Here is a 14,466-nt window from a genome sequence, read left to right on the forward strand (position 1 = left end):
AATCATACTTAAGACAATTTGGTTTTGTATAGGAACGCTATTTCCGTGCTATCTGGCCGGCTATCCCTTTAAAATCTTTGCTTTTTCAGTATTAAACTCCTCCTTGGTAAGGATATCGGCATCCAACAATTCCTTTAAATCCAATAATGCCTGTTTTTTGCTTAACGGAGCAGCCTTTTTTTCAACATCCTTAGTATGGGTTTTAGCCCGAGAAGTGGGAGGTTTTGCGCCTTTGGATTCTAGGATAAGTGCCGTTATTTCATTAAATCCTTTGATGTTGGAGTAGTCTATGGCCAATTGTTCCTTGGCATTGATCTGGTTGACATCCGCACCTTGTTTCAATAAATAGGCAACTACGTCTTTTTTGCCATTGGCAGCGGCATAGTGCAATGGTGTATTGCCGCTTTCGTCTTGTATGTCTATATTGGCGCCACGGTCCAACAGCAGTTGTACCATACTTAAATGCCCACTCTTGGTGGCTACATGTAATAGGCTTTCACCGCCAAGGGTATTGGATACGTTTAGACTATAACCAGCTGTCACGGAAATATCGTTGGCAGTTTCCACCCAATCCAAATAGGAACCCATGCTGCTTTCGTTGCCATTAGCTGGTTTGCCATAATTGACATCTACACCGTTGTCCAAGAACAAGGTGACAATGTTTTTTTGATTGGCACTACAGGCATACCAAATAGGGGATAATCCATTTTGTCCAGATATGAGCATGTCGGCACCGCGATCGGCCAATAATTTAATGAGCATACGGTGGCCGGCTTGGCAAGCCAATAACAAAGGGCTTTGCTCTGCATGGTTAACCCCATTGATATCGGCACCTTTATCCAATAATAAGGTGACAATGGGAATATTCTTAGTGTTTATGGCAAGTAATAACGGAGTGTTCCCATTTTTATCCGTAGCCGTAAGATTCGCACCATGCTCCAAAAGCAGCGCTACCAAGGTTTTGCTTCTACCAGCGGCTGCAAGTAAAAGCGGGGTTTGCGCCTCGTTATTTTCAATGTCCACGGGCATGCCCTTCTCCAATAAGGCCCTTGCTACCTCTGTCTGTCCGTTTCTCGCCAAAAGGTGTAACAAGCTGTTGCCCTTGTAGTCCTTAATGTCAAAATTTGCCCCATTTTCCAGTAAGAAAAGAGCCGTTTGCTTTTGCTTTTGTAAACAGGCAAAATAGAAAGGGGTTTCCCCGGAATGGTCTTCATAATCCAGTTCCGCACCTTGCTCCACAAGAATTTTGCAAAGGTCTAAGTAGCCACGGTGTGCCGCATAGTGTAGGGCAGTTCTTCCTTTTTCATCCGTATAACCAACCTCTACCTCATTATTTTTTAACAGGATTTCGGCTATTTTTCTCTTTCCACCTTCACAGGCAGTTATAAATGACATTGACATAGGTTTTTATTTTTTATGGGACAGTAGAAGCTCCACAGTCTTTGTTTTTAGATTATCCTTAGCGGCCAGCATCATGGCAGTTTCCTCATTATCATTGGTAATATCAACATCGGCCCCGGCTGCTATCAATAGCTTTACTATTTTATAGATTTCTTTTGCCCGTTTTTCTTCATTTATGGTTTGTCTGGCGCATACTTTATGCAAAAGGGTATTCCCATGGTCGTCCTGTCTATTGACCTCAAATTGATCACAAGCTATTGCAATTTCAACAAATTCAGGAGCGTTTGTAGCAAGTGTATCCAACTTGGATAAGGTTTTGCCATAAGTGTCTTTAGAGGTTTGGTACAAATCTGCACCATCTTCTAAAAGCAGCTTAAGATGGTTTAGGTCCGCGGCGTAAAAGAGGGTTTCTCCGCGCGTATTTACGTGGCTAAAATCTGGAGTATTAAACTGCCGCATCAACTCATATTTTTCCGTACCACCGCCTTGGCTGGTAGCTATGAAAATGGGAGATTCACCTTGTTTGTTTTGCAGGTTGGCGTTGGCTCCGTTTTCCATAAGCCATTGTATGTAGGGAATTCTATGCTCACGCACTGCAATGTGCAATGGCGTGTCCATTACCACATTGGGTTTATCCACATCCACACCTTCCTGATATAAAAATTGCAGGTAACGCAGCCCATTGTCAAACTTACGGGTGTATTTTTTTACAATTTGATGGATTAAGTTGTTATCCGAACGGTCAATGGTATGAGTATCGCAACCATGCTCCACAAGCACTTGGATAAGTTCCAAGGCAATCTCATTCTCCAATGCGAAACTGAGTAATGTTTTTCCTTCCAGCTCGTCATTCAGGCTATCCAATCTTGAGATAAAACTACCTAAAAATTCCTGGGAGGCTTCATCATTGGGGAGATACCTTACAATACTCTGGAAAATAGTGTTGTTAAAACTATCATATTCATAAACATCGGTTGCAATGGTTCCATCATCCATAAAAAGAAAAATCAGTGCGAATTCTTGATGCTGAACCAGACCATCTAAAATGGAAGTAAACTGATGGCTTTTTAGATCGGCGGGTAATTTTTCACCAGCTTCCAATAGTTCTTTTGAAGTAGCGTAATCTCTTTTTTGCAGCGTTTTATGTAGCGTCATGATTCCTGTGGTGTATGTACCTAACGTTTATAATTATGTGGTATTGCAATAGCTTCAAGGAACAAAAGTAGCTACTGGGGCTTCCTTGTGAATCACGGTAAACAGGGGTTTGCTGTCCGGTGGGCTAACTAGAGGTGTTGGTATCGTCTTTTGAAGAGGACATACTTTTTAACTGAATCCCAAGCGCTTTGGTGGACAGCTGCACTTCAATCAAAGAAAGTACCAAGCTCACCATTAGAAAAACCAAACTGATGCCAAAGATAATATTGGCCCAAAGGGAGAGCTCCACGTACACCAAGAACATGCTCACTGCGGCCAAAAGAAAACTAACAATAGCGGTGGCCTGCATATTTTTTATGATTTCCAGGCGCTTTCGTAGCGAGCCAATTTGTCTCTTAAGTGGCGTCGCTTCTGTTTCTTGAAACTGTTTGTGAAGTTGACGAATGAGTCCGGCGATGGCCAAATAGCGCGCATTGTAGGCTAACATGGTCAAAGAAATGGCGGGAAAGAGTAGGGCGGGAATACTGAGGGTCAATTGCATGTTGCGCTATTTTTTCTGATGGTTTTGCCAAAGTTCCTGATGGTTGGCAACGCTAAAAGTAGTATGCCCACAAGAACCGCAGACCGTTGCTTTAAGTTGGTGTTTTGTGGTTCCTTTAAAAAGCAGGGCATCTGGATTTTTATAGGATTCAATGGCTAATGCATATTTTGTGTTGCTCTCGCCTTTGTCCACGATACTAAGATTTTTCATTATTCGGTTAGAACCACAAGCAATACAAGTATCGTTCATTATTATTTAATTTTAAATGCAACAGTTGCAATTTTTCCATCATTACGTACCCCAACTTCATAGACCCCTTTGGGCAAATAAGTTTTTCCGTTTTTGGCAGCGGTGAGCTTCATCTTGTTTTTCCTTAAAAACGCATGGAGTCCCTTTTTACTAAAACTAAGATTGTAGGGGACACGGTTTAGGCCAATCTCAGACCTTAGCTGCATGGTATTTACAAGGGTGCCATCTGTAGCTTTTATGGCAATATCCAGGGTGCTGGCTCTGGCCGTGTATATGGTGATTGGCTGTTCTGGCGTATTGGATTCCATCCATTGGCTCCAACGATTGCCCCAATTAGGGCTATGTTTAATGTCTTCCAAAGCAAAAACGTGCACTTCCTTCTTCAGTAGTTCAGCATCCATTTGTTGGAGTGCCGCAATAGCTACCTTGTAAATACTACGGCCGTGGGTACCCACGATCAAATGTTTCGCTTTTGGTTGGATCACTAGATCATGCACGGCAACATTGGGCATGCCGTTTTGCATGACCTCCCAAGATGCTCCGCGGTTTAAGGAAACGTACAAGCCGTTGTCCGTACCCACAAAAAGCAGGCTTTGGTTTAAGGGGTCTTCTATGATAACGTTTACGGGCGCGTTGGGCATATTGGACGCAATAGGCTGCCACGTTTGTCCGTAATTTTCACTGGTGTGCAAATAGGTGGTAAAATCATCATTGCGGTAGCCACTGAGTGCCACATAGATGCGTTCTTTTTTGTGGCTCGAAGCCAAAACCGTACTCACCCATAGGTTTTTGGGTAGGCCATCGGTGATATTCAGCCAGCTTCCACCTCCATTTTTTGACAACTGCACCAGCCCATCATCGCTCCCGGTATACAAAAGCCCAAATTGCAAGGGCGATTCGGAAATTGTGGTCAAGGTACCGTAGGGTACGTTTCCTTTTTTTCCGCCCGCGGTCAAATCTGGCGAAATGGGGGTCCAATCATTGCCTTGGTTCATGGACCGCATTAATTTATTGGTGCCAAAATAGAGGATGTCTTGATTATGGGTCGATAAAAGTATGGGCGATTCCCAATTGAACCGATACGGGGATTCGCCAAGCTGGTGCTTTGGCCGGATAAAAGTGCGCTCATCATTTTCCAGGTCTATTCTGGAATAGTACCCAAACTGGGAACCAGTATAAATGATATGTGGATTTCGGCTGTCTATCTGAATCTGCATACCGTCCCCGCCGGCGATTCCTTTCCAAGGGTGATGACCGGTTTGTTGCCAGCGCCTATCCATTTCAGCATCGTGCGGCCCCATCCATACTCCATTGTCTTGTAATCCCCCATAAACGTTATAGGGTTCTTGATCGTCTACATTAATGGCGAAAAAGGTACCCACCGATTCGGAATTATTCTTGATCCAGGTTTCACCATCATCATAAGAGATATTTACGCCACCATCATTGCCATTGATCAAGTGCCCCGGCGTATTCGGGTTTACCCAAAGTGAATGGTGGTCCACGTGCACATTTTCTTTTTGGATAGAGGTATAGGTTTTGCCCCCGTCATCGGATTTGATGATGGGCACGCCCAAGAGGTAAATTTTATTCTTGTTGTTGGCATCTACCCGCACCTGTGCAAAAACATAGCCATAACTATAAAAAAGATCGTCTATATAATCCTTATTTCGTCTTGTCCATGTAGTTCCGCCATCATCGCTGCGGTAAACCTCGGCGCCCACTACTTCCGTGTCATAGCTTGTTGCATTTGGGTTGGTAAGATAACGGTATATGTCCTCAGGCTCAATGACACCTTGGCTTATCATTTGCTTCACCTTTTCCGCGGTATATTGCTTGGGAAACCGATTACTTTTTAAAAAAGCGTTGAGCTGTTTATTGGACAAGGCCTTAACATCCGCTTTGGACATGGTTTTAAAATCCGTCTTTTGTAGGGCTGTGGCATCTGTGTTTTCTCTGGGTGTGGCAGGTCTTCGAAATTGGCTATCATGGACCGCGTACACCGTACGATCATCATAAACGGCCAATCCAATCCGTCCTACCGCTTGGCCCGTGGGAAGACCACTTTCTGGAGTGGACAGTTTTTTCCATGTTAAGCCCGCATCCGTACTTTTATAAATACCAGATGCGTTTCCATTCCCGGTAAAATCCCAAGCTTTACGATCTTTTTGCCAAGCTGCCGCATAAAGGGTATTGAAATTACTGGGAGTGGCGGCTACATCGATGATTCCCGTGGTCTCATTTATGAAAAGGGTTTGTTGCCAGGTGGTGCCGCCATCAGTGGTTTTGTATATGCCCCGTTCCAAATTTGGGGTATATAAATGCCCGGTCACGCCAACCACTATATGATCAGCATTGTTGGGGTCAATTAAAATTCTGCCAAAATGATGGGCATCTGTCAAACCCATATTTTGCCATGTTTTACCACCATCGGCAGATTTTAAAAGTCCCGTCCCCGCATAAGAGGAACGGGAGGAAATGTTTTCTCCGGTACCCACCCAGATAGTCCCAAGGTTCCAGTCAACTGCAATATCCCCAATGTTTATAGTTTCCGCATTATCCATAATTGGGGTGAAGGAGGTGCCGTTGTTTTTGGTATGCCAAAGTCCCCCAGAAGCGTAGCCTACATAAAATTCGGTTGGATTATCTGGATTTACCTCTATGTCCGCCACCCTACCGCTCATGATGTTAGGTCCAATATTTTTTAATGGGAGGTTTTTTACCAAGGAAGTAGCAGCGAGCTGTTGTTTTTTGCGGAGATCAGCCTGTACATTACTTGCAGGAGTGGCCCTTTGTTGGGTAAATCCCATACCGCTCAATAAAAGGCAGCATAGTATGCCAAAACATCTTAAGTGTGCGCTTGTTTTCATAGAGGGAAAGGTAGGAATAAGAGCGGATAGCCGCAAGCCCTAATAATAAGGCTAAAAAGCACAAATATTTGACAATAAGATAATTAATTGGCAAAAAAATTGAAAAAACAATAATAATATTGTTTATTTATTGCTTAGTAACCATTAAAACTAAAATTATGGAAGAGTATTTACCATTGATCATTCAGTTGGTATCTGGTGCTGCCGGCGGAAACGTAGCAGGTAAATTGTTGCCAAAATTAAACTTGGGAACTTTAGGTAACTCTATAGCCGGGATTTTAGGTGGCGGCTTGGGCGGTACCCTTTTGGGTATGCTTGGGCTAGGCACCGACGGCGGTATGGACCTATCCGGTATTTTGGGCAGCGTTGCAGGTGGTGGTGTTGGCGGTGGTGTGATTATGGCCATTATAGGCGCCATAAAAAGCGCTATGTCCAAATAAAAGAATCACCAATTGTAAACTTTAAGGGCGCAAGTAAGCGCCCTTTTTAATAATAACAATTTTTCCAAATCAGGACGTATTTGTACTTCCAGCTATTTTGATAAGTTAACCCGTTATGCATTTTGGATGCTTTTTAGATTTAAACCCGTCAGTTCGAGTTTTTTCTGGAAGAAAAAGTATCGAGAACACGGTTTCAATGCTAAAATTCTGATTCTCGATACTATTTTCCGATACTTCGGATCAAAAAATCACTCGAATTGACGAATTTTCGTCAAGATGCACAATGGGTTAAGTTAGTATGATAAACGGTCTGGGTAAAGTATCTCATCCGTAGATGGTCCATATCATTATATATAAATATTCTTACATATACACTAATGTAATTCTTACAACGTTTTATAGTACTTATTATCTCTTTTTTAAACTGTAAAAATTATGTTTTGTGGGTCAAGCAACAGATGATAAAGCAATGGCTGCCAGGGATAACATGGCTCAGCTAGAAAAAGATGCCATTATCAAAAGGCAATTACGTTTCCAGGAACTCTTGATTCAGATATCTACCAAATATATCAATTCAGATTTGGTGGATATAGACAAACTGATCAACGATTCTTTAAAACAGATAGGGGTGTTTGTAGAAGCGGATAGAAGCTATATTTTTTCTTACGATTTTAGCACCAATACTACTTCTAACACCTATGAATGGTGTGCAGATGGTGTTACCCCAGAAATAGGGAACTTACAAAATGTTCCAATAGATTTTATCCCACAATGGTTGGAAGCGCACCAAAAGGGCCTCCCCTTTTATGTAGAGAATGTGGGTAGCTTGCCACTAGACGGGGAGCATGGTCTCAGGGCTATTTTAGAGCCACAGGGCGTAAAGAGCTTAATTACCATTCCAAAAATAAAGAACAACCAACTTATTGGTTTTATTGGGTTTGATTCGGTTCAAAAACTAAACACCTACACAGAGCACGAGAAAGATATCCTGTTTGTGTATGCTAGTATGTTGATCAATGTGATCCAGCGAAAAGAAAACGAAGAACGCTTACAAGAACAGGAAAGAAAAAAAGAAGAACTATTGGCTCATTTATCCAAACAAAATGAGGAGCTTAATGAGTATGCCCATGTGGTTTCGCATGATTTAAAATCGCCCCTTACCAACGTACATACCTTAGTGAATTGGTATATGGAAGAGCGAAAGGATAGCCTTACCCAAGAAGATAGAGAATCATTGGACCTTGTGCTATTCAATGTGGAAAAAATGGATTTGCTGATCAAGGGAATTTTGGAATATTCTACCATTGATAGGTTAGAGGAGGCCAATCATCAGATAGACCTTAACGTTTTGCTTATGGAGCTTTGGCAAACCATATCTATCCCAGACCATATGACCATTACCGTTCAGGAATCCTTACCAAGCATTTACGGGAATCCATGGCGATTTAAACAACTTTTTCAAAACCTCATCGTAAATGCCATTGTTTACAATGATAAAGAACAGGGTTTGGTAGAGGTAGGGTATATGGAGAAGGAGCAATACTATGTGTTTTTTGTGAAGGACAATGGTAAGGGAATTAAGAAATCCTATCACGACCGGATTTTTAAAGTCTTTGGAAAACTGGAGAGTACCAGTTCTTCCAGTGGCGTGGGCCTTTCTATCGTAAGAAAAATAGTCCGGTATTACCAAGGGGATATTTGGTTGGAAAGCCAAGAAGGCGTGGGCACCACTTTTTATTTTACGCTTCCAAAACAGCAGGCGTAATTTTTGATGTTCACCAAATTATTAGGCCTTTCCAATAGCGTGTATTTTCTATTAATCCGTATTTAAAAGGGATAAACGCGCATAAAGAAAGCAACTAAGCTTGTTTTTGGTTCACGCGATACTTAAAGTAAATCGTTATTTCATGATTTCCGTTAGCAGAAACTAGATTGCGAATGTTCATTCGCAATCTAGTTTTCCTTCGTTATCCTTCAGTCCATTCCAAGAAAGGGATTCTAAGTATTTGTAGTCTGCTATTTTTGGCTCAGGCAAATCCTTATAATACGTATCGTAGTTTTTAGTTGCAACCTTGGTAGGATTTTCATATCCATAATTTTGCAGGTATTGTTGTAATACCCTGATGGATTGAACAGCACCATAATGTTCAACCACAGAAAGGAAAAAGGTTTCAACTCTGTTGGGGGGCACGGCCAACTGTATTGCAAATTCTGAGATTCTATCATTTTGAATAGTTACTCCAGTTTCAAGAACCGGCTCCTCTAGAAACATATAAGAGTTGGATTTAACAAACTCATGCATGTAAAAGGTCTTAAAAATCATAAAACCGGGAGAACCATAATCAATTTGGGGACTTTTAACGACAATTTCGTCTTTGGCTCCTCCAACAAAATTTTCATTGATAGTAAACATTATTTGCTGTTTTATCTCCATTAGAGACATTTTCAAAATAAAAATGATAGTTATAATTAATCTAACAAGCATCCTTCAATCTTTCCATCATATCTTTGATTGTAAAGATTTCACAGTCCAAAAATCAGCGTAATAATTTTATGATTTTGAAACTCTAAGCGGCTGGTAAAATTTTAATAACGTTTGAGTTCAAGTAAGAGCTAAACCCGCGGCCATATTTTTTATCTTAGTCTTTATGGTTTTACAATTATCGATTACTATAAACTTTCTAAATCCGGAAAATACCCAAAATCTTATCTATTCTGATTCAAGACTTTATCTTTTTCCCAAACTCCAGTTGAAGTTCACTCTTTTTTAGTTGCTCGTTAAGACGTTCCACTTCCACTGCAATAAAGGATCTAAATTTTTTCTCGGCATTTTTTAGTCGCGTATTCAACACTTCATAAACGTCCCGCTGCTGGTCGGTGGGTTTAAAATCGACGCCAAAACCACCAATGTCGCTGGCCAAGGCACTTAAGCGACCGTATAATTTCATGGGCGAACGGAACGCATCTTCCCTAGCACCCGTTAAATGGATATCATACAGGGCAGCGGCAATGTTCTTTGATTTTTTAATGAGGTCATCGGCAGTTTTACTGTCTTTTCTTGATCTGAGCTGTGGCTTAACTTCTTCCAGTTCTGCCCTGATTTCTTCAATATCATTGATCATGGTGACCGCAAGGTTCATCGCATCGCGCAGCGCTAAGGAAAAGGCCACTTGTTCTTCAATATCTTCTACAGTGCCGGTGGTGCTGGAGTCTTTGAGCACGGTAAAATCCCTTACAAATTCTTGTTCCCCAATGACCAATTTGGCCTTGTAATTGCCCGGCACCACACGGGGGCCATATTGTCCGCGCCAAAGGTCTAGATCCCAGGTTACCAATGGTCGCCAACCTTCCCCATTGAGCTGTACCCAGGGCCTGCCCGGTGGGGTGGTCTGTAAACGGGGCTTGTAGGTGGGTTCATAACGTAAGTCCCAAATGGTACGATGCACCCCCGCTGAGGTTTCTCCTTTTAAGGTACGCACCAATTCATTGGATGCCGTTAGTATGTGTACCTCCACTTTCTGGTCCGTACTATCTTTTAAGTAGTAATTGACATACGCCCCATAAGCCGGATTTTGGCCGGAGTTCATGCTAGGACCATCGGTTTTAATGGCTTGTTGGTCTTGGAATCGGTAAGCCTCCCTTATACTAAAGAGGTGGGCCTTTTTGCCTTTTGCTTCGTCATATTCGCGTAGGGCAGAAATATCATCCAAAATGTAATAGCCCCTCCCATAGGTGCCTACCACCAAATCATCAAAGCGTTCTTGGACTTCTAGCCAGTAAACGGGCGCAGGGGGTAGATTGTTACGCAAACGCATCCAATGTTCCCCATCGTTATAGGTGATGTACAGTCCATTATCTACCCCTAGGTATAACATGCCCTTCCGTTTGGGGTCCTCTTTAATGACATGCGCAAAACTGTGTACTGATTTTGGAACAGAGGCACTGATCAATTTCCAAGATTGCCCATAGTCTTCTGTTTTGTATACGTAAGGGTCAAAATTGCCCATTTGGTGCAAATCTACCGTGATATAGACTGTTCCTTTTTTATATCGGGAAGGCTCAATATTGGCGATGGTACCCCATTTGGGCAAATTGGGAATATTACCGGTTACATTGGTCCAGTTTTCTCCGCCGTTTCTGGTCAATTGCACCTGACCATCGTTACTTCCCGTCCAAATAACTCCCGGTTCCAAGATTGATTCTTCGATACTGAATAGCGTAGCGCCATCAAAGGTCATTAAATTATCAATGGCAATGCCCCCGGAATTCTGTTGGTGGGTCTTATCGTTCAAGGTCAGGTCTGGACTGATCACCTGCCAACTCTGTCCGTTGTCATCGCTTTTATGCACAAACTGGCTGCCCACATAAACGCGGTGCTTGGTATGGGGCGAAAAGGATAAGGGAAAGTTCCAATGCCAACGGTATTTTAATTTTCCAGGTTCCCAGCCGTATCCAGCTTCTGGCCAAACACGTACATCACGGGCATGGCCGGTCCTGGCATCATAACGTTGCAAGCCACCATCATAACAGCCAGACCAAACAATGTTGTTGTCCAAGGGGTCAGGTTGGGCAAAACCACTTTCGCAACCGCCCACACCTTTCCATAAGCCCAATGGGATATAGCCCTGCCTGCTGTTGCTCGGACCTTTATAAGAATAGCCATCTTGCCTATTGCCATAAACATTATAAGGTACTTGGTCATCTACCGAAACGTGGTACATCTGTGCAATGGGCAATACAATACGTTGGTAGGTTTTACCGCGGTTTAGACTAATACTGGCGCCACCATCGTGTGCCACCATGATACGGTTGGCATTGGTGGGATCTACCCAAATATCATGGTTGTCCCCTCCTGCACTGTAGCCCGATTTGTAGGTTTTGCCCCCATCTTTGGAAATACTATATTTAACGGATGCAACGTAAATTTCGTCTGGATTATCTGTGGAAACCGCCATACGGGTATAATAGGGCGCACGCTCATTAATGTCATGGTTTCTGGTCTGGAGCGTCCAAGTTTCACCAAAATCTTCCGAGCGATACAGGGCGGGACTATCAATTTCGAACAAGGCGTACACAATATTTGGGTTGGAATGTGAGATGCCAACTCCGGTTTTCCCTACAGGATTGTCCTTTCCTCCTGGCAAGCCGTTTTCATTCAAATTTTTCCAACTTTTACCACCATCCATGGAACGATAGATGCCGCCACCCGGTCCCCCGCTACGCAAGCCCCAGGTATTGATATGGATGGACCACATGCCCACCAACAATTGTTCTGGGTTTTGGGGGTTTAAAGCAATGTCCGCTGCGCCTGTATGTTCATCAACAAAAAGGATACGTTCCCAACTGTTGCCCCCATCAACGGTTTTGTACACTCCTCGGTCTTGCTGGGGGCCATAGGTATGCCCAAGGGCAGCAACGTAGACAATATCCGGATTGGTGGGGTGTACCACAATTCTGCCAATGCGCCCCGTTTTCTCCAAGCCCATGTTTTTCCAGGTCATTCCGGCATCCTCTGACTTGTAGATGCCGTCGCCCATGGCATGGGCAGGGCGAATGATAAAAGTTTCCCCAGTACCCGCCCATACGATATCTGAATCTGTAGGGGTGATGGCCACTGAACCAATGGAAGAAGCCTCTTGGTCGTCAAAAATGGATTTCCATGTGACGCCGCCATCCGTGGTTTTCCATAGTCCACCAGATGCTGCACCGATATACGTGATCATAGGGTCTCCCGCTACGCCAGCAATGGCTATGGTGCGGTTTCCCTCTGGACCAATAAACCGAAAGTTAAAATCTTTGAAATCAGATAAGTGGTCTTGACCCAACAGCGAGAAGGTCATTACCAAAAACAGAATGAGCAGCCTTAATTTCATGGGTGATATGCTTTGGTTGATTATAGTTCTTAAATTTACGCAACCTAAAACTTTTTTCCAGAAAAGCTAGGTGATATGTTAATTAGAGTGATTTTTAATTGATTGAGCTAGTCAGAAATCTACCAAAGATTTTATCAAAAATCTTTTGGAAATAGATGCTTCTCGATACAAATTTTCGCATTCGTCGAAAATCGACTCGAAGTGACTACATTTAGCTAGTAAATAAAAATGAAATAGCAACCTCCATGAAATACGATGTATTACCAAATACCTTATTTGTTAAGAACCGCAAAAAGTTTACCACCCAAATGCGTCCTAAAAGTATTGCGGTGTTCAATTCCAATGATATTTATCCCATAAGTGCAGATAGTACAATGCCCTTTGAGCAACACAGTGATATCTTTTATTTAAGCGGTGCGGACCAAGAAGAGACCATTTTAGTTTTGTTTCCGGATGCGATGGACACCAAGCACAAAGAAATCCTTTTTGTGCGTGAGACCAATGACCATATTGCGGTTTGGGAAGGAGCAAAGTTGACCAAAGCACAAGCTACTAAAGTATCCGGCATAGAAACCATTTATTGGCTTTCTGATTTTGATAAGGTATTTTTTGATTTGATGACGGAGGCCGATACTATTTATTTTAACACCAATGAACATTACAGACAGGCCGTAGAGACAGAAACCCGGGAAGACCGTTTTATAAAGAAGTGCAAGCAGGATTTTCCGGCGCACCAATGGGCAAAAAGCAATCCTATCCTCCAACGGATACGTGGGGTAAAAGAACCTGAGGAACTAGAGCTAATGCAGATGGCCTGTAATATTACGGAGAAGGGGTTTAGACGATTGTTGGGTTTTGTGAAACCCGGCGTTTGGGAATATGAAATTGAGGCAGAGCTTTTGCACGAATTTGTAAGGAACCGCTCAAAAGGATTTGCCTATACCCCCATAATTGCTTCAGGCAACAACGCCAATGTGCTCCATTATATAGAAAATAACCAGCAGTGTAAGGATGGGGATTTAATTTTGATGGATGTGGCCGCAGAGTACGCCAATTACTCCAGTGATTTAACCCGCACCATACCCGTTAATGGAAAATTTAACAAGCGCCAAAAAGAGGTGTACAATGCCGTGTTGCGCGTAAAAGATGAAGCAACCAAATTATTGGTGCCAGGCACTCTTTGGGCAGAATATCATAAGGAATGTGGAAAATTAATGACCTCAGAATTATTGGGATTGGGGCTTTTGGATAAGGCAGATGTCCAAAATGAGAACCCCGATTGGCCTGCGTATAAAAGATATTTTATGCATGGTACCAGTCATCATATAGGTTTGGATACCCATGACTACGGCGAATTAAAAACTCCGATGAAAGCCAATATGGTCTTTACCGTGGAACCAGGTATTTACATCCCTGATGAAGGTTTTGGGATACGATTGGAAGATGATGTGGTGATTCAAGAAAGCGGAGAGCCATTTAATTTGATGGCAAACATTCCGATTGAAGCGGAGGAGATTGAGGAGTTGATGAACAGTTGAAATTTGAAATTAAACAGACATTTGGAACTGTCATATCCAGCGCAGTTGAGATAAAAGTGAGAAACCTATGTTTAATAAAATGCTTTTATTGTTTTTACAACAACCCGATATCGAAAAAAAGATGGAGGAAGCCCCCAATAGTGCTTATGAAACTGGGGTGTTGATTGGCACGTATTTGCCCTTTGTGGTCTTGGTGATTATTGCTTATGCTATTTATTACTATTCAAAGAGGCGAAGGGAAACCAAATAACTTCATGTCCTGCTGAGGCACGAAGCATCCCTCGTTTGAGTGAGCAGGTGGCCGTGAGCAAGTGACCGTGGGATTCTTCCCGATGGTCAGAATGACAATATCATTGAACCAAAATACAAATGTCCTGCTGAGGCACGAAGCAACCCACG

General features: G+C 42.7%; 11 protein-coding genes. 4 read left to right on the plus strand and 7 right to left on the minus strand.

The annotated features are described in order from the left end of the window. Nucleotides 1–60: 60 nt before the first annotated feature. The 5 genes from I595_RS13740 to I595_RS13760 all read right to left on the minus strand — a co-directional run bounded on the left by I595_RS13740 (nt 61) and on the right by I595_RS13760 (nt 6,216). Complete coding sequence (locus I595_RS13740; protein ID WP_245628292.1) at nt 61–1,395, minus strand: ankyrin repeat domain-containing protein; 1,335 nt, start codon at nt 1,393–1,395, stop codon at nt 61–63. A 12-nt stretch (nt 1,396–1,407) separates the two neighbouring features. Continuing rightward, nucleotides 1,408–2,556, minus strand: a complete 1,149-nt coding sequence (locus I595_RS13745; protein WP_054560006.1) for an ankyrin repeat domain-containing protein — start codon at nt 2,554–2,556, stop codon at nt 1,408–1,410. Nucleotides 2,557–2,680: 124 nt separating this feature from the next. Continuing rightward, nucleotides 2,681–3,097, minus strand: a complete 417-nt coding sequence (locus I595_RS13750) for a DUF2721 domain-containing protein (protein WP_054560007.1) — start codon at nt 3,095–3,097, stop codon at nt 2,681–2,683. Between the two features lie 6 nt (nt 3,098–3,103). Continuing rightward, nucleotides 3,104–3,346, minus strand: a complete 243-nt coding sequence (locus I595_RS13755) for a hypothetical protein (protein ID WP_172675951.1) — start codon at nt 3,344–3,346, stop codon at nt 3,104–3,106. A 2-nt stretch (nt 3,347–3,348) separates the two neighbouring features. Then, the gene (locus I595_RS13760) at nt 3,349–6,216 is read right to left on the minus strand and encodes a beta propeller repeat protein (RefSeq protein WP_245628293.1); all 2,868 of its coding nucleotides are present in this window, start codon (nt 6,214–6,216) and stop codon (nt 3,349–3,351) included. Between the two features lie 158 nt (nt 6,217–6,374). On the opposite strand from I595_RS13760, the gene I595_RS13765 reads away from it, so the two are divergent. Continuing rightward, on the plus strand, nt 6,375–6,656 hold the full coding sequence (locus tag I595_RS13765) for a hypothetical protein (protein ID WP_054560010.1): 282 nt from the start codon (nt 6,375–6,377) through the stop codon (nt 6,654–6,656). Nucleotides 6,657–7,098: 442 nt separating this feature from the next. Next, a complete protein-coding gene (locus I595_RS13770; protein WP_316934167.1) occupies nt 7,099–8,421 on the plus strand; it encodes a GAF domain-containing sensor histidine kinase in 1,323 nt (440 codons plus the stop codon). A 177-nt stretch (nt 8,422–8,598) separates the two neighbouring features. Here the strand turns inward: I595_RS13770 and I595_RS13775 are convergent, their stop codons facing one another. Then, nucleotides 8,599–9,090 carry a hypothetical protein gene (locus tag I595_RS13775; protein ID WP_054560011.1) on the minus strand — a complete coding sequence of 164 codons (492 nt, stop codon included), beginning with the start codon at nt 9,088–9,090 and terminating at the stop codon, nt 8,599–8,601. A 286-nt stretch (nt 9,091–9,376) separates the two neighbouring features. Then, entirely contained in the window at nt 9,377–12,529 is a 3,153-nt protein-coding gene (locus tag I595_RS13780; RefSeq protein WP_054560012.1) for a VPS10 domain-containing protein, read from the minus strand. 245 nt (nt 12,530–12,774) lie between these two features. On the opposite strand from I595_RS13780, the gene I595_RS13785 reads away from it, so the two are divergent. Beyond that, the gene (locus I595_RS13785) at nt 12,775–14,067 is read left to right on the plus strand and encodes an aminopeptidase P family protein (protein ID WP_054560013.1); all 1,293 of its coding nucleotides are present in this window, start codon (nt 12,775–12,777) and stop codon (nt 14,065–14,067) included. A 67-nt stretch (nt 14,068–14,134) separates the two neighbouring features. After that, a complete protein-coding gene (locus tag I595_RS13790) occupies nt 14,135–14,317 on the plus strand; it encodes a hypothetical protein (RefSeq protein ID WP_054560014.1) in 183 nt (60 codons plus the stop codon). Nucleotides 14,318–14,466: the final 149 nt, after the last annotated feature.

It is taken from the genome of Croceitalea dokdonensis DOKDO 023 (genome assembly GCF_001306415.1).
In the GTDB taxonomy this organism is placed as follows: domain Bacteria; phylum Bacteroidota; class Bacteroidia; order Flavobacteriales; family Flavobacteriaceae; genus Croceitalea; species Croceitalea dokdonensis.

What these genes read in the sequence shown, in the direction of transcription:
- I595_RS13740 (WP_245628292.1), bottom strand. Translation starts at nt 1,395, where the DNA reads ATGTCATTTATAACTGCCTGTGAAGGTGGAAAGAGAAAAATAGCCGAA.
- I595_RS13745 (WP_054560006.1), bottom strand. Translation starts at nt 2,556, where the DNA reads ATGACGCTACATAAAACGCTGCAAAAAAGAGATTACGCTACTTCAAAA.
- I595_RS13750 (WP_054560007.1), bottom strand. Translation starts at nt 3,097, where the DNA reads ATGCAATTGACCCTCAGTATTCCCGCCCTACTCTTTCCCGCCATTTCT.
- I595_RS13755 (WP_172675951.1), bottom strand. Translation starts at nt 3,346, where the DNA reads ATGAACGATACTTGTATTGCTTGTGGTTCTAACCGAATAATGAAAAAT.
- I595_RS13760 (WP_245628293.1), bottom strand. Translation starts at nt 6,216, where the DNA reads ATGAAAACAAGCGCACACTTAAGATGTTTTGGCATACTATGCTGCCTT.
- I595_RS13765 (WP_054560010.1), top strand. Translation starts at nt 6,375, where the DNA reads ATGGAAGAGTATTTACCATTGATCATTCAGTTGGTATCTGGTGCTGCC.
- I595_RS13775 (WP_054560011.1), bottom strand. Translation starts at nt 9,090, where the DNA reads ATGGAGATAAAACAGCAAATAATGTTTACTATCAATGAAAATTTTGTT.
- I595_RS13780 (WP_054560012.1), bottom strand. Translation starts at nt 12,529, where the DNA reads ATGAAATTAAGGCTGCTCATTCTGTTTTTGGTAATGACCTTCTCGCTG.
- I595_RS13785 (WP_054560013.1), top strand. Translation starts at nt 12,775, where the DNA reads ATGAAATACGATGTATTACCAAATACCTTATTTGTTAAGAACCGCAAA.
- I595_RS13790 (WP_054560014.1), top strand. Translation starts at nt 14,135, where the DNA reads ATGTTTAATAAAATGCTTTTATTGTTTTTACAACAACCCGATATCGAA.